16 protein-coding genes are annotated in these 16,978 nt (G+C 68.4%); 10 read left to right on the forward strand and 6 right to left on the reverse strand.

Annotation, left to right across the window (positions count from 1 at the left end; translation table 11 throughout):
• Positions 1-45 precede the first annotated feature (45 nt).
• Together AMYBE_RS0121065 and AMYBE_RS46250 are read right to left on the reverse strand one after the other, a co-directional pair.
• A complete protein-coding gene (locus AMYBE_RS0121065) occupies positions 46-657 on the reverse strand; it encodes a TetR/AcrR family transcriptional regulator (RefSeq protein ID WP_020661369.1) in 612 nt (203 codons plus the stop codon).
• Position 658: 1 nt separating this feature from the next.
• Positions 659-835: a hypothetical protein gene (locus AMYBE_RS46250; RefSeq protein WP_245573231.1), complete on the reverse strand. Its 177-nt coding sequence runs from the start codon at positions 833-835 to the stop codon at positions 659-661.
• A gap of 114 nt (positions 836-949) precedes the next feature.
• On the opposite strand from AMYBE_RS46250, the gene AMYBE_RS46255 reads away from it, so the two are divergent.
• Both AMYBE_RS46255 and AMYBE_RS0121075 read left to right on the forward strand, forming a co-directional pair.
• Complete coding sequence (locus AMYBE_RS46255; protein ID WP_020661370.1) at positions 950-1,285, forward strand: helix-turn-helix domain-containing protein; 336 nt, start codon at positions 950-952, stop codon at positions 1,283-1,285.
• Positions 1,286-1,342: 57 nt separating this feature from the next.
• The gene (locus AMYBE_RS0121075; RefSeq protein ID WP_020661371.1) at positions 1,343-2,707 is read left to right on the forward strand and encodes an MFS transporter; all 1,365 of its coding nucleotides are present in this window, start codon (positions 1,343-1,345) and stop codon (positions 2,705-2,707) included.
• 73 nt (positions 2,708-2,780) lie between these two features.
• Here the strand turns inward: AMYBE_RS0121075 and AMYBE_RS0121080 are convergent, their stop codons facing one another.
• The 4 genes from AMYBE_RS0121080 to AMYBE_RS0121095 form a co-directional block, all read right to left on the reverse strand.
• Positions 2,781-4,391 (reverse strand): PucR family transcriptional regulator, encoded by a 1,611-nt coding sequence (locus tag AMYBE_RS0121080; protein ID WP_020661372.1) that lies wholly within the window; start codon positions 4,389-4,391, stop codon positions 2,781-2,783.
• Positions 4,388-5,464 (reverse strand): S-methyl thiohydantoin desulfurase family protein, encoded by a 1,077-nt coding sequence (locus AMYBE_RS0121085; protein ID WP_020661373.1) that lies wholly within the window; start codon positions 5,462-5,464, stop codon positions 4,388-4,390. Before AMYBE_RS0121085 ends, AMYBE_RS0121080 begins: the two co-directional genes overlap by 4 nt.
• A 234-nt stretch (positions 5,465-5,698) precedes the next feature.
• Positions 5,699-6,961, reverse strand: a complete 1,263-nt coding sequence (locus AMYBE_RS42080; RefSeq protein WP_020661374.1) for an NAD(P)/FAD-dependent oxidoreductase — start codon at positions 6,959-6,961, stop codon at positions 5,699-5,701.
• The gene (locus tag AMYBE_RS0121095; protein WP_020661375.1) at positions 6,958-7,923 is read right to left on the reverse strand and encodes an ornithine cyclodeaminase family protein; all 966 of its coding nucleotides are present in this window, start codon (positions 7,921-7,923) and stop codon (positions 6,958-6,960) included. Before AMYBE_RS0121095 ends, AMYBE_RS42080 begins: the two co-directional genes overlap by 4 nt.
• Positions 7,924-8,084: 161 nt before the next feature.
• On the opposite strand from AMYBE_RS0121095, the gene AMYBE_RS0121100 reads away from it, so the two are divergent.
• From AMYBE_RS0121100 to AMYBE_RS0121135, 8 genes are all read left to right on the forward strand, one after another.
• Positions 8,085-9,152, forward strand: a complete 1,068-nt coding sequence (locus tag AMYBE_RS0121100) for an S-methyl thiohydantoin desulfurase family protein (protein WP_020661376.1) — start codon at positions 8,085-8,087, stop codon at positions 9,150-9,152.
• A gap of 8 nt (positions 9,153-9,160) precedes the next feature.
• Positions 9,161-10,711 carry a hydantoinase/oxoprolinase family protein gene (locus AMYBE_RS0121105; RefSeq protein WP_020661377.1) on the forward strand — a complete coding sequence of 517 codons (1,551 nt, stop codon included), beginning with the start codon at positions 9,161-9,163 and terminating at the stop codon, positions 10,709-10,711.
• An 11-nt stretch (positions 10,712-10,722) separates the two neighbouring features.
• Positions 10,723-11,118, forward strand: a complete 396-nt coding sequence (locus AMYBE_RS0121110; RefSeq protein ID WP_020661378.1) for a nuclear transport factor 2 family protein — start codon at positions 10,723-10,725, stop codon at positions 11,116-11,118.
• The gene (locus AMYBE_RS0121115; RefSeq protein WP_020661379.1) at positions 11,115-12,158 is read left to right on the forward strand and encodes a dipeptidase; all 1,044 of its coding nucleotides are present in this window, start codon (positions 11,115-11,117) and stop codon (positions 12,156-12,158) included. The genes AMYBE_RS0121110 and AMYBE_RS0121115 overlap by 4 nt, the downstream gene beginning before the upstream one ends.
• Positions 12,155-12,931 (forward strand): aspartate/glutamate racemase family protein, encoded by a 777-nt coding sequence (locus AMYBE_RS42085; protein WP_051124758.1) that lies wholly within the window; start codon positions 12,155-12,157, stop codon positions 12,929-12,931. Before AMYBE_RS0121115 ends, AMYBE_RS42085 begins: the two co-directional genes overlap by 4 nt.
• Positions 12,928-13,911 (forward strand): zinc-dependent alcohol dehydrogenase family protein, encoded by a 984-nt coding sequence (locus AMYBE_RS0121125; protein ID WP_020661381.1) that lies wholly within the window; start codon positions 12,928-12,930, stop codon positions 13,909-13,911. The genes AMYBE_RS42085 and AMYBE_RS0121125 overlap by 4 nt, the downstream gene beginning before the upstream one ends.
• Before the next feature lie 367 nt (positions 13,912-14,278).
• Positions 14,279-15,976, forward strand: a complete 1,698-nt coding sequence (locus AMYBE_RS0121130) for a purine-cytosine permease family protein (RefSeq protein WP_020661382.1) — start codon at positions 14,279-14,281, stop codon at positions 15,974-15,976.
• Positions 15,977-15,996: 20 nt separating this feature from the next.
• Complete coding sequence (locus AMYBE_RS0121135) at positions 15,997-16,842, forward strand: carcinine hydrolase/isopenicillin-N N-acyltransferase family protein (RefSeq protein ID WP_020661383.1); 846 nt, start codon at positions 15,997-15,999, stop codon at positions 16,840-16,842.
• The last annotated feature ends 136 nt before the right edge of the window (positions 16,843-16,978 follow it).

The raw sequence follows: 16,978 nt of genomic DNA on the forward strand, positions 1-16,978 counted from the left end.
CTCACTGCACAAGGGGTCGGCCGGGAGAGTCGGGCCGAGGGCCGGTCAGCTCAGGCCGGCGACGCGGAGCGCATAGCGGCTGTAGGTTTCGGCGACGGCTTCGGCCGACTGCGGGCCGTCCTCCCGGAACCACCGGGCGATGCTCACGCACATTTCGAGGATGCCGAATGCGGCCAAGGTGGGCTCCGGTTCTGTGAACCGGCCTTCGCGGACGCCCTCCTCGATGAGGTCGCGGATGGCACAGGCATGGCGGCGGCGCAGCTCGAGCACCTCCGAGCGCACTGGTTCTTCCAAGCTGTCGACGTCGCGGTTGACGATGATCGCCTCACGACGGTGGGTGGCGTGCCGCAACGCATAGACACGCGCGGCCCGACGCAGCCGTTCCACCACGTCACCGACGCCGTGCACCGCCTGCTCGTAGTCCGCCCACACCTGCTCGGTGGTGTCGGCGATGATGTCCCGCAGCAGGTCCTGCTTCGACTTCATGTGGTTGTAGAGGCTCGGCGTGCGGATGCCCAAGGCATCGGCGATCTGGCTCAGTGCGGTGCCGTGGTACCCCCGCTCGGCGAACAACGTCAGCGCGGCCTCCCGAACCGCACCCGGGCTCACGGTCGCCTTGGTCTCGCTTCGCCCCGCCGACGTCTTTGAACTCACCATCTCATGATGACAGGGCCGCTGCCCGTACCCGTCCTCCGGGCACTCCCAGCAGGCACCCCGGTGTCATCGGCATGTCCCGGATCTGCCTGCGAGCGACGTGCAGCCACAGGTCCAGGTCGGCGATCGCGTCGAGCGGGTCGACCGCGCTGGTGGCCCCGGTGCCACCCGTCGCTACCACTCACCAGGCGACGGGAACCGGTGCGGACCGCCGGGTGGTGGCGCCGATCTACCGGGCCGAGATGGTGTACCGGATCCTGCAACTGAGCAGTACCCGCGGCTGCTGGAAATCGCGGTGGTGGCGCGCAACCCGGTTAGAGAGGTCGTCTCCTACGTGCAGGACAACACGTCCGAGCCGCTGACGGTAACCGATATGGCGGAACGGGTTTCGCTCAGCCCGTCGGCGTTTTCGCACCTCTTCTGTGAGGTGACGGGGAAATCGCCGTACCAGTTCGCGAAGGAGATGCGGCTCAACCGCGCCCGTGACCTGTTGATCGGAGGAACGCTGAGTGTCACGCAGGCTCACGATTCGGGGCGACCCCGCGCGTATTCCGATCTTCGCCCCGCCGGAATTGGACGCATCGCCCAAGCCGGGCTGCTCGATCAGTGCGCACAGCACATCGTCGGCTGAATGACCGGGTGCCTACAGTTCGCACACTTCTCAAGCCGTCCGCCCGGAGGTCGTCCGATGAGCAGCGAAGAAGCGGGCCGAACCCGCGCCCCGTCGACAGAGGCGTTGGGCAGATCAGCCGCGACCGTCTCAGTCGGGTCCATGTTCCACCGGATGCCGCTGTCGCGGGTCCACATCAAGATCGGAATCGCACTCTACGCCGCGCTCGCCATCGAGTCGTGGGAAATGCTGAGCCTGACCTACATCGCCCCCGCGGTGGAGGCCGGACTGCGCGTCACCGCAGCCCAGTTGGGACTCGTCATCTCCGCGCTCTTCTTCGGCATGATCCCCGGAGCCCTCGCCTGGGGGCCGATTTCCGACCGGATCGGCAGGCGCGCGACCTGCACGTGGAGTCTCGCCGGGTACGGCGTTGTCACCCTAGTCGGCAGCTTCTCCCCCAATTACGAGATGCTTCTCGTCACGCGGGCCGTGGCGGGTTTCCTCTTCGCCGGCATCCTGACCATCACCTTCCCCTACTTTGAAGAGCTGCTGCCGGTACGGCATCGCGGCCGACTCGCCGTATACCTGGCAGCGGGCTGGCCGCTCGGCATGCTCCTCGCCGTCGGCATCACCGCGCTGCTCGGCGCGCACGAATGGCGCGGCGTCATCATCGCGAGCGCGGTCGCCAGCCTGTGGGTGCTCGTCATCCGCCGTTGGGTGCCGGAGTCCCCGTATTGGCTCGTCCAGCGCGGCCGCCGGGACGAGGCGCTGACGACCCTGCGGCGCCTCGGCGCCGCGGACGCGGAGAACCTCAGCGCGCAGTCCTTGTCCGTCCCCGAGGTGCGGGCGGGTTCGTTCGCGGCGCTGTTCCGGGGACGGCTCGGCCGGATCACTGTTTTGCAGCTGGTCGTGAATTTCCTGTTCTCCTGGGGATACTGGGGCCTGCAGACGTGGCTGCCGACCCTGCTCGAACAGCGCGGTCTGTCCGCATCCTCGAGCCTGGGGTTCGCCGCGATCAGCGCGGTGTTCATGATTCCCGGGTACGTCAGCGCTTCCTGGCTCACCGGCAGGTACGGCCGCAAAAAGATCTTCGTCGGCTACGTCCTCGCTGCCGCGGCCGGCGGATTCTACTTCGCGAACGCCAGTACGCTTGCCGAGTTGTACATCGGCAGCTTCGTGTTGTCGTTCTTCAGCCTTGGCGCATGGGGGGTTTGGGACACCTGGGTCGGCGAGATCTATCCGTCGCCGGTACGGGGCTTGGGCTACAGCGTCGGCTTCTGCGGCCAGCGCGTCGCGAACACGATCGCGCCCAGCGTGGTCGGGATTCTCCTGGCACACGCGAGCGGATTCTCCTCGACTGTTCTTTTCATCGACCTTTTCCTCGTCGCGACAGCAGTTTTCGCCGTGGTGATACCCGAAACGGAAGGGCGGGAGCTCGCGTAGCGGCCGCACGCGATACAGCACTGTGAGCCTGTCACCGCACTGCCTACCGGCGAGTGCGGTGACAGGCTCGTTCTCAGCCGCGCAGCTTCGCCAATCGACACGCGAGCTGGACCGCGAGCCGCTCGTCCGGGTCGTCGAGATCCGCGGACAGCACGCTCTTCGCCCGGGAGATCCGGTTCACGACGGTGTTGCGATGGACTCCGAGGATTTCGGCCGTCACGGTCGGAGAGGACTCGTTGTCCAGGAACACTTCGAGGGTGCTGAGCAGCTCCTCTTGCCGGTCGATCTCGAGCACCGGGCGCAGCAGGCTGCGCGCGAGGTCGCGGGACTCCTCGGAGCTGTACCAGCCGACCAAGATCCGTTGCAGGCCGACCTCGTCGATGTGCTGCACGCCGCTGCGGGATCCGGCCCCCTGGGCGATAGTCATCGCCTCGTGGGCTTCGGCCAGGCTGCGTTTCAGTCCCTGCAGTCCGAGATACGGCCGGCCGATCCCGGCATAAACCCTGAGGTGGTCCCGTTTTTCCAGAAAACGTCGTACTGCCTGGCGGACCGCCGCGGTGTCGTGCGCGAAACTCGCGGCCGGTGGCTCCACGAGCCGTACGGTCCAGGTCGTCCATCCGTCGGAGCGTTCGACGAGGGGACCGTCAAAGCCGGCCTCCGCCAAGAGCGCCCGCACCGGATCGGTGAGCGCGAGGATCTGCATCGAGTCGACGGGCCCGGCGATCCGCAGATGCACGGCGGTGGCCCAGCCGTCGGTGATCCACCCTAGCGTGGCGACCTGCTGTACCAGCGCTGCGGACGGGCGGCCGGCGGTGGCGATGATGGCGTTGAGCACGCCGAGACGAGCGCGGGCGTCGCGTTCCTGTTCGAGCCGGTCAGAAATCAGCCGATTGGCGACGTAACTGCTGCCGATCTTCAGCAACGACCGGGCCGCGCTGGTGCGCACCTCGCCTGGTGCCTCCAGCTCGGCGACGATCCAGAAGCTCGGCCGTTCGCCGCTGGCCAGCGTCACCGGCTGGGTGACGCGGTGGGTTGTGCCGACCACAGTGGACAGTTGGACGTTGACCTGGTCTTTGCGGAGCAAGGGCGGCGTCAGAGGATCCCCGGCGAGCAGCTCGCCCTCCGCGGCGACGAGCGACACCTGCGCGCCGAGAGCCTGCCGCACGACGTCCAGGACGCCCGCGACCCCGCTGCTGGGGGACAGATGGGCCAGCTTGTCCACCGCGTCCACGATCACCCGGGCCAGCACGCGTTGCGGTGCTTCGACCAGCTCCCTCAGCGCGTCGGCCAGCTCGAGGACAGTGTCGTCGGTCTCGACCAGCGCGACACCGCTGCGGTCGGCCAGACGGCAGCTGGCGATGCCCGGCGGCTGTTCCGGAGAAACGACAACGAGCATGACCGCGCCCGCCTCGCCCATCCAGCGCAGGGTGACGTCCACCAAGTACGTGTCGAGAGCGAGTTCACGACCGTCCAGCAGGACGATGGCACCGGCAAAGCTGCCTTCGCGCGAACGTCCGGCAGGAGCGATCAGCACGCGGGTCGCACGCCGGTCGAGGGCGGACTCGCCACCGAGGAGAGTGGCCGCGGCCAGCCTGCCCCACCTGAGCACCTCGCCGAGACGGATGCCCGGTCCGTCCGGATCGCGCTGCGATGCGGCGGTGCCGCTTCCGGCATCCCCACTCATCGAATCGTCCCGTTCAGCGGAGCGAAATCGACGTCGTAACCGAACGCGGCAGGCCCGACGACGTCGAGGAACCCTTCGCGGTTCCACTGTTCGGCACAAGGCAAACCCAGCACCGTGACCCGCTCGCCGTAGCTCAGCGCCTCCGTCGTGACCGGTTCCGCCGTGTCGTGGTCGAGCATGCAGATGAGATCGGGCGGCGTTACGACGGGGAGCCCGTCCTCGATCGCGAGCAGAAGCTCGTTCTGCATCTCGATCCGCATCGTGCAGGTCGGATCGACGAACCCCTCGATCGTCACGGTGCCGCGGGCGAAGCCGGTCGTCGTCCGCCGGTCCAGGTCGATGATCTTCCCCTCGAAGACCTTCCGGCCTCCGGTGAACTCGAGGAATCCCTGCCACGCGCCGTTCTCCCGGCGCTGGATCGCGCGCAGCAACCGGCCGATCGTGCTGCAGTACTCCAGCGAGTCGGGGATCGCGGTCGCCTTCGCCTGGGCGACGGTCATCGGGTACGAGGCCAAGGCGTTCGCCAGCCCGAGCATCATCGCCGAGCCGCGGACCAGCCGTTCGCCCACCTGGTTCGTGATCGCCTCGAAGGTGATCTTGTTGCCCTTCTCGTCCGCGAGGCTCATCGGGGACGCGCTGATGCCGCCGAGGGTGAACGTGGTCATCTCGATCTGCGGGAAAGTGCGTCGCATCCCGTCCGCGTCCACGCAAGGAACGCCCAGTTCGACGGCCACCGCCAGCGGGATCAGCGTGTTCATCCCGCCTGCCTCGACCGGCATGATGCCGTCGACCTTGCGGCCGAGGTACGACGAGAGAGCGCGCACCGCGGCGATGAACTCCCGGCCGGCGGGGATTTTCTCGACGATGGCCGTGGACGCGCCCACTACCCCGACCGTGACCAGCTGCGCGTCGTCCGGGAACTCGTCGAGTTTGGCTACGGTGACCGGCCCGTAGTCGTCGATGGCCTGCTCCGCGATGAGCCTCGCGAGGGCCGGGTCTCCCCCGCCGCCGTTGCCCAGCAACGTGGCGCCGAGCGTCAGCTCGTCCAACTCCGGTTTGCCGAGCTGCCTCATGGCACGTCCTTCCCCGGGCGACGATCCGAAGATTACGAGGACACCGTAAGCCCGGCGACCAGCAATCTGCTCAACCGGAATCCGGATTATTGTGCGTTCCGCACAATGGCTGCGCGTACCCGCGAGCGTCCTCGCTCGGCGGCTCACCTGCCCGGCCAGTCACTCCGCGACGAGGGAGCTCCCGGGCATCCCGGCACTTCAGCCGGGTGGCCGCTGCCGGCGAGGTGCGTGGGATCAGCCTCTCTTGGACCGCGCCAGCCGGTGCCGGTCCGGGCCGAACGGGGCGAGCAGCGGATCGGATTCGCCGGTCACGATCTGCCTGCTCAGCAGCTGCCCGGTAATCGGTCCGAGGGTGATCCCGAGCATCGCGTGGCCAGCCGCGACGTAGATTGGCGCCCGCGTAGGCAGGCGTCCGACGACCGGCAGTCCGTCCGGGGTGAGGGGTCGCAACCCGCTCCAGGCCCGGGGAGCGCGGACCGGCCAGCGGGGGAAGTACGCGCGCATCGCGTTGGCGACACCGGCCGCGCGACGGTGATCGATCTCGCTGTTCTCCGCCCCGAACTCCATCGTTCCGGCAAGGCGGATCCCCTGGTCCAACGGCGTCACGGCGACCTTGTGGTCGCTCAGGTACACGGCATGGCCGAGGGTGAACGGCGCTGGACGGTAGTCGAATCCGTAGCCCTTCCCGCCGCGGATGCGGACCGGCTTCGCCACCATCGCGGTGAGTGCGCGGGTGCCGACACCGGCAGCCAGCACCAAAGCACCGGTGGACAAGGAGACGCCGCCCGCGGTCAGGCGCACGCACCCGACGCCTTCGGCGATCTGCGTTACGGGGGCATGAAGACGCAGCCGCACACCGGTTTGCGCGCACGCGGCCGCCAATCCGTCGACCAGGGAAGAAGGGTCGACGTGTTGGTCGCTGCGGCACAGAATGCCGCCGACGACGCCCTGGCCCGCCTCCGGCTCCAGTTCCCGGACTTCCCTGCCGGCAAGCAACTCCGCGCCCGGCAGGCCGAGCTTCTCCATGACTGTGAGGTCGTCGAGATGAGACTGAATGCCGTGCTCCTCGACGAAGAGCAGCAGGACGCCGCGGGCGTGCCGCTCGAAGTCCACGCCGAGCCGGACGAGTTCGTCGAATGCCGCGACCGCGCCGACCGCGAGCGACGCGGTCGCCGCCAGCCCCCGCCGATAGGCCGCGGGACGGGCAGCGAAGAGCATGCGGGCAAGGAAAGAGACGTACCCGGCGGACGGTTCCAGTCCGATCTTGAGGGCGCCTTCTCTGCGGCCGAACCACTTCGCTGCGGCACGAAGCGCTGCCGGAGAAGGCACTGGCTCGCTCATCGAAGGCACGACCCAGCCCGCGTTGTTGCGCGAGGCGCCCGCACCGATGCCGCCGCTGTCGATGACTTCCACGCTCGCGCCGGCCTGAGCCAGGAACAGAGCCGTGGAGAGGCCGACCGCGCCGGCGCCGACAACCGTGACGTCCGGCCGGTTCACCACGGGATCCGCCGTCCCACCCCGGCACTGCTCGCGCGGTCGAGAATCGCCGCGGTGACCGCGGCGTCCTGAATTCCGACGCCGACGGTGTTGTAGTAGGTCCACTCCGCGTCGGGCGGGCGCGTGAAACCCTGGGTGAGCGCTTCCCCCAGAGTCGTGATCCGGTCGAGTCCGAGCACGCCCGCGGCGATTGCGTGCTTGACCGGGCCTGCGTGCTCGAGGGCAGTCGGGGCATCGTCGACGACCACGGCGGACCGGGCAACGATGTCGTCGCCGACCTCGCGCCGGTTCGGCCCGAAGGAGCCGACGCTGATCACCGTCGCACCGGCCGCGAGCCAGTCCGCTTCCAGCACCGGCGTGAGGCTGGTGGTACAAGTGATCACGAGGCCCGCACCGGCGACAGCCTCGCGACCTGACCGGCACGCCGTGATCCGGTCCGAAATGGTGCCGGGTTCCAGATGCGGCGCCCACACGCGAACCTCGGCGCCGGGGTAACGGCGCCTGATCGCGTCCGCGTGCGCGCGACCTTGGGTTCCGTAGCCGATGACCGCCACCGCCTCGGGCGGCGGGGCAAGGGTCTGGGCTGCCAGCAGCGACGCAGCGACCGTGCGCAGTTTCGTGACTGCCTCGCCGTTCACCAGCGCGGCGGGACGCCCGGTCACCGCGTCGAGGGCGACTACCATCGCGTGAATGGTCGGCAATCCGCGGGCAACGTTGGAGGGCACGACGCAACCGATCTTCGCGACCACCCCCGCGTCGAGAGATTGCCGTGCCACGTAAGCGAACGCGGTGTCGCCATGGGTCCCTTCGGAAAGGATCCGGGGTGCGAGGAACGCTTGCCCCGCGGCCAATGCGGTGAACGCCGCACGCTGCGTATCGACGGCCTCCTCCACCGAGAGAAGGCCGTCGACTTCGCTGGCCGTCAGCAGCAGCAGGTCGGATACGTCGGGTTGTTGAGTCACCTCCCAAGCCTGACCGAGCCGCCGATACGCCCCAATGGGCGTTCGGTCCAACGACCTCCGGCGAAGCAGTGCGAAGTGCCCATCGTCGGCGAGCGCGGCCGGGTTCTACCGTCCCTGCCAACGATTCTTCGCAGGACAGCTCGGGAAGGAACACTCGCGACATGCGGAAACTCGCACTGGACGCGCTCGATCAGCTGACGCTGGGCGCGACCCTACTCGGCACCGGCGGCGGAGGTGATCCGTTCATCGCCAAGCTCATGGTCGAGCAGGCGATCAACGACCACGGTCCCATCGACATCGTGGGCCTCGACGAACTTCCCGCCGCGGCGCAGCTGGCGACCGTGGCCGTCGTCGGCGCGCCGACGGTCATCATCGAAAAGATCCCGTCCGGCAGCGAATTCGCCGATGCGGTGCGCGCGCTCGTCTCCTATCTGGGGCGCGACATCGACGCGATCATGCCGGTCGAGGTCGGCGGTATGAACACCTTGATTCCGCTGGCCGTCGCCGCCGAACTCGGCGTTCCCTGCGTGGACGCCGACGGCATGCGCCGCGCTTTCCCGCAGATCGAGATGACCACGTTCACCCTGGCCGGCCTGTCCGCTTCTCCGATGAGCCTCGCGGACGAGAAGGGCAACCGGATCGCGTTCGAGACCGTCTCGAACCAAGTCGGCGAGAAACTGGTCCGCGGCTCCGCCATGATGCTCGGCCTCGCGAACGCGCTGGCCGCCTATCCGATGACAGTCGCCGAAGCCCGCGACGCGGCCGTGTGGGGTTCGATGCAGTTCTGCAGCGAGATCGGCGGTCTCCTGCGCGCGGTGCAGCGCCAGGAAGACGGGAGCTGGGACCGGTTCCTGGACTTCGCCGACGGCCGGGTCGTGTTCGACGGCAAGATCATCGACCTCGACCGGCGGACCACGACCGGCTTCGCGCGCGGCACGGTCACCGTCGAGGACTTCGCCGACCCGAGCCGGACGCTCCGGATCGAAATCCAGAACGAACTGCTGCTCGCGATCGAGAACGGCCGTCCGGTCGTCACGCCGCCGGACCTGATCTGCATGCTCGATTTCGAGACGGCCGAGCCGATCACCACCGAGAGCCTCGCCTACGGCCAGCGAGTGCGTGTCCTCGGCTTGCCCTGCGCCGACGGCTGGAAGCGCGACGGGATGCTCGACATCGTCGGTCCAGCTGCCTTCGGCTACGACGTCGACTACGTCCCCCTGAAAGGTTGAGCCGCCCCATGAGCCTGAAAATCGGTATCGACGTCGGCGGAACCAACACCGACGCGGTCGTCGTGGACAGCGCCGGCAAGGTCGTCGCCGCCACCAAGTCGGCCACCACCCCCGATCCCTTCGACGGGATCCGCGCATCGCTGTCCAAGGTTGTCGCCGAGGTCGACCAGGACCGGATCACCCAGGCGATGCTCGGCACCACCCACCCCGCCAACGCGATCATCCAGCGCCGCGGTCTCCAGCGGGTCGGGGTGATCCGGCTAGCGGCACCGGCCTCGCGCGGCGTCCGCCCTGGGGTCTCGTGGCCCGCGGACCTGCTTGAAACGATCATGGGCCCGGCCGAGATCGTCGGCGGCGGCAACGAGTTCGACGGCTCCGAGATCGCCCCGCTCGACGAGGACGCGGTCCGCCGGTTCGCGGCGCGCTGCGCCGGCACGGTCGCCGCGGTCGCGGTGTCCGCGCCCTTCTCCCCCGCGAACCACGTCCACGAACTGCGGGCCGCGGAGATCATCGCCGAGGAACTGGGACCGGACTTCCCCGTGTCGCTGAGCCATCAGGTCGGCGCGCTCGGCCTGCTCGAACGGGAAAACGCCACCGTCCTGAACTCCGCCCTCCTCGGCGTGGCACGGGACGTCGTCAACGGTTTCCAGACCGCGCTGGCGGAGAACGGGCTGAGCATCGACTCCTTCCTGACGCAGAACGACGGCACCCTCATGACCGCCGAGGAGACGGCCCGTTTCCCCGTCCTGACGCTGGGGTCCGGACCGACCAACTCCATGCGGGGCGCCTGCTCGCTCGCCGGCCTCTCCGACGCGCTCGTCGTCGACGTTGGCGGCACCTCGGCCGACATCGGCATCCTCGTCGACGGCTTCCCCCGCGAGTCCACCGCGGCGATCGAGGTCGGCGGCGTGCGCACCAACTTCCGCATGCCGGACTTGATCTCGATCGGCCTCGGCGGCGGCACCGTGGTGCGCGGCACGGGGCGCGGGGTGACCGTCGGGCCTGATTCCGTCGGCTACCGCGTCGTGTCCGAGGCGCTGGTGTGCGGAGGGTCCACCCTCACCCTCTCCGACATCTCCACCCGGGCGGGCCGGCTGACCGGATTCGGCGACCCGGCGTCCGTCGCGTCCCTCTCGCCCAGCACCGTCGATGCTGCCCTGGCGTGGGTGGACGAGCAGATCCGGATCATCGCCGACCGCATGAAAGCCAGCCGGCACGAACTGCCGCTCATCGCCGTCGGCGGCGGCTCCCACCTCGTGCCGGACAAGGTTCCGGGAGTCACCGAAGTGGTTCGGCCCGACCACCACGCCGTGGCCAACGCCTACGGCGCCGCCATCGCGGATGCCTCGGGCACCGTCGATCGAGTATTCCGCTACGAGGACAAAGGCCGCGAGGCGTGCTTGGCCGAGGCCCGGGAACTCGCCGTCAACGCGGCCATCCGCTCGGGCGCGGACCCGGGCGCCGTCCGCATCACGTCCGTCCACGAGGTGCCGCTGTCCTACGTCCCCGGCCAAGCGTGCCGGGTGCAGGTCAAGGCAGCCGGGCCGCTCAAGTCATGAAGGAGCAGACGATGGACGCCGACGCGATCTGGCTCGCCTACAACAGCGCCGAGAACGTCGGCGACTTCGAGACCATGGGATCGCTGGTCGCCGCCGACCTCGACGTCGCCGTCAACGGCCAGCCCGCTGTCGGCTCCGCACAAGACGATTCCGACGCGATGCGCGAACTCCGCGCGGTGTATCCGGACTACCGCCGGCAGGTCGACGAAACCCTCGCCGTCGGCGACCGTGCCGTCGTCCGCTGGCGGATGTCCGGCACCTCGAGCCGGCCGGGCGTGCCGGACCTCGATGTCGCAGGCTGCTCGATCGTGACCGTGACGAACGGGGTGATGAGCTCCGCGTACCTCTACTACGACGGAGCCGCGCTCGACGCCGTGCTCGAAGCCGCCGCAAAGGAGCGCCCATGAGCTACCGGGTGGCGGACTGCCACAACGACCTGCTGATGGCCGTGCGCCATCTGCGCGAACGGGGACGCGAAGACCCCTTCGGCGACTTCTGGCTGCCCCAGCTTCGCCAGGGCGGCGTGAGCCTCCAAGTGCTCCCGGTGGCGACTGAGGAACAGTTCGTGGGCGAGGGCGCGCTGCGCCGGTGTTTGCTGATGATCGAGGAAGCGCGCCACATCGCCGACGTGCACCGCGACGCCGTCGCGCTCGTCTCGACCCGCGCCGAAATCGCCGAGACGATCGCGTCCGGAAAGATCGCGCTCCTGCTGGCGATCGAGGGAGCCGAGCCGCTTGGTCATTCGCTCGAGCTGGTGAACGTGATGCGGCGCGAGGGCGTGCGGATGTGTTCGCTGGCATGGAACCGGCGCACGATGATGGCAGACGGCATCGCCGAGCGCGACACCGGCGGCCGCCTCACCCAACTGGGGATCGACGCCGTGCGGCGCATGGAAGACCTCGGCATCATCGTCGACGTTTCCCACCTTTCCGAGGCCGGCTTCTTCCACCTCGCCGAGGTCGCTCGCAAGCCGTTCATCGCGTCGCACTCCTCTTGCCGTGCGCTGGCCGATCACCCGCGCAACCTCACCGACGAGCAGATCGCGGTGCTCGGCGCGGCCGGCGGATTCCTGGCCGTCAACGCGTTCGGTCCCTTCCTGACCGACGAAGTCCCTACGCTGGACCGGTTCCTGGACCACATGGAGCACGCCATGGGCCTGCTCGGGCCGGACCGGGTGGGACTCGGCACCGACTTCATCGACGACGTCGCCGACGTCGTCGACCCTGTCTTCACCGGCCTCCTCGTCGACTGGACCCAGATCCCCAAAACCGCGGGACTGCAACGCCCAGCCGATTTCGCCGCGCTCGCCGAAGCAGCCGAGAAACGCTTCGGCAGGAACCTGGCGCGGCAAATCCTCGGCGACAACCTCACGGAGTTCATCTGTTCGATGCTCGATGGCCAAACCGCCGAAGAGGCGACATCGCACCGTCAAGGAGCAAGCACGTGACACGGAGAATCCTCTGGCTCAACCCCGTCATGAACAGTGCCTACGACGTCCCGATCGGCGACAGCCTGCGTGCTGAGGCGCGGGAGGACACCCGCTTGGACGTGGCGTCGCTCGACGGAACCGGGCCCGTCCACCTCGAATACAACGCGTACGAACTGATGGTGGCCGAGCCCTCGCTGCGGACCGTGCTCTGGGCCGAGCAGCAGTGCTACGACGCCATAGTGATCGGATGCTTCTACGACCCGTTTGTACGCGCCGCGAAAGAGGTGACCAGGCGGATGCCAGTCACCGCCCCGGCCGAGGCCTGCATCCGGGTCGCCCAGTCGGTCGGCGAACGGTTTTCCGTGCTCGTGGGGCGCGCGAAGTGGATTCCCGAGATGGAGGAGAACATCCACCGTTACGGGGCGGAGCGTTCGCTCGCCTCCTTCCGAGAACTCGGCATGGGCGTCAACGACTTCCAGACCGACCCGGCGTTCACCGAGCGACGCATCCTCGAAGAGGCGCGCGCCGCCGTCGAGCAGGACCGGGCCGACGCCGTGATCCTCGGCTGCACCATCGAGTTCGGGTTCTACCGCACCCTGCAGGCGCAACTGGGCGTGCCCGTCATCGACGCCACCGTCGCCCCGCTCCGCTATGCCGAGTTCCTCGCCGACGTCGCGACGCTGCAGGGCTGGACAGTGTCCGGACGCTTGGGCTATCAGAGCCCGGCAGCGGCCGAATACTCCGGCTTCCTGGCCCCGTTGGAGCCGAACCTGACCAAGGATCCGCGATGAGCGACGCCGTCTACTTCACCGAGTTCGGGGGCTCCGAGGTCCTGCGTGTCGGACCGTGGCCGGAACAACCGCTCGGCGAGCGCGACGTGCGCATCAGGGTCTCGGCGTTCGCGCTCAACCGCGCGGACCTCATGTACCTGGCCGGCGAGCACTACACAATCCCCGCTTTCCCGTCCCGAATAGGCTCTGAAGCCTGCGGAGTGGTCACCGAGACCGGCTCCGAGGTCACCGCGTTCGTTCCCGGAGACAGGGTCACCACCATCCCGTTTTTCACGCAGAACGGCGTCCAGGGCATTAGTGCGGTCGTGCCGGACGATTACGTCACCACCGCGCCCGACGGGCTCGACGACCATGAGGCAACCGCGGTTTGGATGCAGTACCTGACACCGTATTTCGCGTTCAAGGAAGTCTGCGATCTCGGCGAGGGAGACGCAGTCCTGATCACAGCCGCGTCCAGCTCCGCCGGACTGGGCGCGCTACAGCTGTGCCGGGAGCTCGGCGTGGCCGCGATCGCGACCACCCGGTCGCCAGCGAAGGCGGAGATCCTGCGGCAATCGGGCGCGAGCGAGGTAGTCGTAGGCGACGAGAACCTGGCGAAGGCGATCTCCCGCGCCAGCAACGGAAAAGGACTGCAGGCGGCATTCGACCCCCTCGGCGGCGATTCGCTGCAGCGCTACGCCGACCACCTGGCTCCGGGCGCGACCGTCTTCGGGTACGGCACGCTGACCGACCGCCAGCCAGTGGTCCCAGCTGCCGCCATGTGCCGGGCGCGGGCGGTGTTCCACCCGTACTCGATGTTCAACCACGTGGACGACCCTGGCCAGCGTGCCCGCGGAATAGCCCTGGTCAGCGAAGCCATCCGGTCCGGGTGCCTCCGGCCCCGCGTCGACCGGGTCTTCGGCTTCGAACACGTGGTGGACGCGTACCGGTACATGCAATCCGGCAACCAGGCGGGGAAGATCGTCGTGACGGTTCCCTGACCTCTTCTCGGGGAAGTGAACGTCCTCCGGGTTCTCGGTGGAAGTACACCACGTGCGCGGGAGCTCTGCACCTAGCGTCTCGTGAAGCCGGTGTCTTTGCTTTGCAGGGTTGTCGACGAGTTTCTTGATGTTGGTCTGGTCGAGGCGGACCTTGACGCCGGTGAAGGCGCGGCGAGCCAGGCCCCGGAAGGGCCCCTTGCGGGAATCTGAGTCCGGCGAGGGCCCCTTCACGGCAGTTCCGCAGTAAAGCGAACAGAGTCGCGCGGCACTTGTGGGCTAGCGCCGAGACGCTGGCCTGGGTCACGCGGCGGAGCGCACGCAGGCTCGTGAGAGTCCCCCGCCCTCGACGAATTTCTGAGGAGAGACAGTGAGCGATACCGGTGACCTGCCCGCGCGAATCGGCTCCGGCAGCGTCGCACGCGACGACTACGCCTTGGGCAAGGTGCCGCCCACCTGGCGCTATCGCACGTCCGAGATCGTGCTTTCGCTGACGGGCGGTGCCACGGCGGCCATCTTCCTTTCGCTGCCCGCCGGACTGGCGGCATCTTTCGGCATCGCGAACGTGCTCGTCGCGATCGTTTACGCGGTCCTGGTGCAGACCCTGCTCAACGTGCTGTATGTCAAGACCGCCTCGCGCACTGGACTGGGCTCCGCACTCATGTCGCGCGGCCTCGCCCTCGGCTTCGACGGCGCTGCCTGGACCACGCTGCTCTACTGGGTGAGCTGGCTGACCTACTTCGCGACCGAAGGCCAGATCCTCTCCAGCGCCTTGTCCGCGCAGACGGGCATCCCGGTGAAGGTCTCGTACCTGCTGGTGGGTTTGGTGTTCCTGCCGCTGGTGCTGTATGGGTTGCAGTTCGTCGCCAAGTTCCAGAAATGGACGCTCTACGCCTACGTCGTCGGACTCGCGGCACTGCTGGTCATCGTGCTGTCCCGAGCGGATCTGTCGGTGACGCGCGAGTTCATCGCCGCGCACGTGGGCAGTGTGGGCGGAATCGGGCTGCTCGGCGCGGTCGCGTCGTACAACGGACTGGTCGGCAACGTGGCGTTCGGGCACGCCGACATGGGACGGCTGCTCGCGAACGACCACAGCCTCGTCCGCAGCGGCCGCCGCGGCACACTGTGTGTCGCGCTGCTGCCGTACGCCTTCGGCGCCTACGTCATCGCCGGCGCGATCGGCCTGCTCCTGTGGGCGGCCTCGGGCGGCGATGCCAACCCGGGCCAGTACATGGTCGCCATCATGGGCGTCGGCGGCTTCCTGCTCATCGTGATCACTCAACTGCGGATCAACCTGATCAACGCCTACAGTGGCTCGTTGTCGCTGGCGAACTTCTTCTCCCGTCTGCGTTTCACGCCGGGACGATCTTTCTGGGCGGTCGTCATGGTCGTGCTCGGCACTCTGGCGATGTACCTCAACGTCCTCGACCACCTGGGCACCGTCCTCGCCGTCGAGGGAGTGCTGCTGGCCGCCTGGATCGGCGTCAGCATCGCCGACCTGCTGCTGGTCCGGGGGCGGGGCGGACACGGGCCGGACAACGGCCGGTTCATCGAGTACCGCCGCGCCATGCTGCGCCACTGGAACTGGTCCGGGGTAGTCCCTCTGTTCGCCGCGACCATCGTCGGCTCCTTTCTGGCCGTGGGCGGCCTTCTTGGACATCTGGGCGGCCAGGTCACGCTCTACCTGTCCAACTGGGTCAGCTTCCTGATCGCCGGCGGCCTGACCTGGTGGCTGGGCACGCGCGCTCGTGGCCGCGGCTACGCGATCCGCCCTCGGATCGCCTGGCCGCGAGAAGATCTCGTCGTCGAGTGCCCCCTCGACGGCGAGGTGGTCAGCACCGACGACCTGTTCCCGTGCCCGTACCACAAGCAGTGGATCTGTTCTCAGGACTGCATGCACACCAAGGAGTGCGGCGACGCCTGCCGCTCCATGCCGGAGCCGGTCCTGGTGCAGATCGCGCAACTGCCGCCGCGCACGCCCGGCCTCGAGGCGGCCAACGCGCGTCTGCGCGGCAAAACCCGGCCGCCGCAGACGGCAGCCCGCAATGCTGATTCCGCATCGGAGTAGTCATGTGTTTCCTGGCAGGAATGAACGGCCCGCGGCACTGGCTGCTGGCCAGCAACAGCGACAACCCGTACACCACAAAGAATCATCTGCTGGCCGCGAGCGGCGAACGCCACTCGTACTTGGCAGTCCGGGTCGTCGTGCCGCCGGCCGACGTGCTCGTGCCGTGGGCGGGAATGCTCACTCGCGGAGTCAACAGTGCCGGGCTCGGCTTCACCTACGCGTTCGTGCCGGAGCGGAACATGGCGGACTACCCCACGCAGGAGTGGTCCGCCGGGATGCTCGCGAATGCGTCCACTGTGGACGAGGCGGTGGCCTACCTGCGCGAGGACAGCACGCTGCCGGGCAACTACCTGCTCGCCGACCGCGCAGGCGCCATGGCAGCGGTAGAGGTGGGAGGCGGACGGGTGGCGGTGTGCGGTCCCGCGACCGGCACCGAAGCGCGAGCCAATGTGTGGCAGCGCCTCGCCGAAAACCCGGCTCCTGCCTGGGACGAGGCCACCGCGTCGACACACCGGCACGGCCGGGGCAGCGAGCTGCTCGGCGCGCTGGACAGCGCTACACCGGAAGCGTTGCGGCAGGTTCTGCGGGATCACCAGGAAGACGGCGAGCCGGCCGGAAAGCACGGCCGGTCGTTGTGCAACCACGGCACGAGCGACGGCACAATCTCCAGCGAAATCATCGACCCGGCCGGGCACCTGTGGTTTGGTTTCGGATTCCCGTGCGGGCGGTCCCGAGGGTACGAGCAGGACGGCCGCAGGCCGTGGGGACGGGCGGTCCGCTTCTCACTGCCGGAGGATTCCGAAAGCGGGGACCTCACCACCGCTGACGGCGCTATCACGCCCCTTGGCGTGCAGCTCATGTCCTGACCGCGCCCCTCCAGCGCGCTGGCGCGATCATGCGGGTCGGTGACGAACGGACGGCGCGGGGCATCGGACGGGCCGGAAGGTCGTCGCGGGTCTGAAGTGACGACGGCCGGCTTTCGTTCACCGCGCTCGCGCGCGG

This window comes from Amycolatopsis benzoatilytica AK 16/65, assembly GCF_000383915.1.
Classification (GTDB): Bacteria; Actinomycetota; Actinomycetes; order Mycobacteriales; family Pseudonocardiaceae; genus Amycolatopsis; species Amycolatopsis benzoatilytica.

Coding starts and splice junctions, on each gene's coding strand:
- AMYBE_RS0121065 (WP_020661369.1), bottom strand. CDS start 657: ATGGTGAGTTCAAAGACGTCGGCGGGGCGAAGCGAGACCAAGGCGACC.
- AMYBE_RS0121075 (WP_020661371.1), top strand. CDS start 1,343: ATGAGCAGCGAAGAAGCGGGCCGAACCCGCGCCCCGTCGACAGAGGCG.
- AMYBE_RS0121080 (WP_020661372.1), bottom strand. CDS start 4,391: ATGAGTGGGGATGCCGGAAGCGGCACCGCCGCATCGCAGCGCGATCCG.
- AMYBE_RS0121085 (WP_020661373.1), bottom strand. CDS start 5,464: ATGAGGCAGCTCGGCAAACCGGAGTTGGACGAGCTGACGCTCGGCGCC.
- AMYBE_RS0121100 (WP_020661376.1), top strand. CDS start 8,085: ATGCGGAAACTCGCACTGGACGCGCTCGATCAGCTGACGCTGGGCGCG.
- AMYBE_RS0121105 (WP_020661377.1), top strand. CDS start 9,161: ATGAGCCTGAAAATCGGTATCGACGTCGGCGGAACCAACACCGACGCG.
- AMYBE_RS0121110 (WP_020661378.1), top strand. CDS start 10,723: ATGGACGCCGACGCGATCTGGCTCGCCTACAACAGCGCCGAGAACGTC.
- AMYBE_RS0121115 (WP_020661379.1), top strand. CDS start 11,115: ATGAGCTACCGGGTGGCGGACTGCCACAACGACCTGCTGATGGCCGTG.
- AMYBE_RS0121125 (WP_020661381.1), top strand. CDS start 12,928: ATGAGCGACGCCGTCTACTTCACCGAGTTCGGGGGCTCCGAGGTCCTG.
- AMYBE_RS0121135 (WP_020661383.1), top strand. CDS start 15,997: ATGAACGGCCCGCGGCACTGGCTGCTGGCCAGCAACAGCGACAACCCG.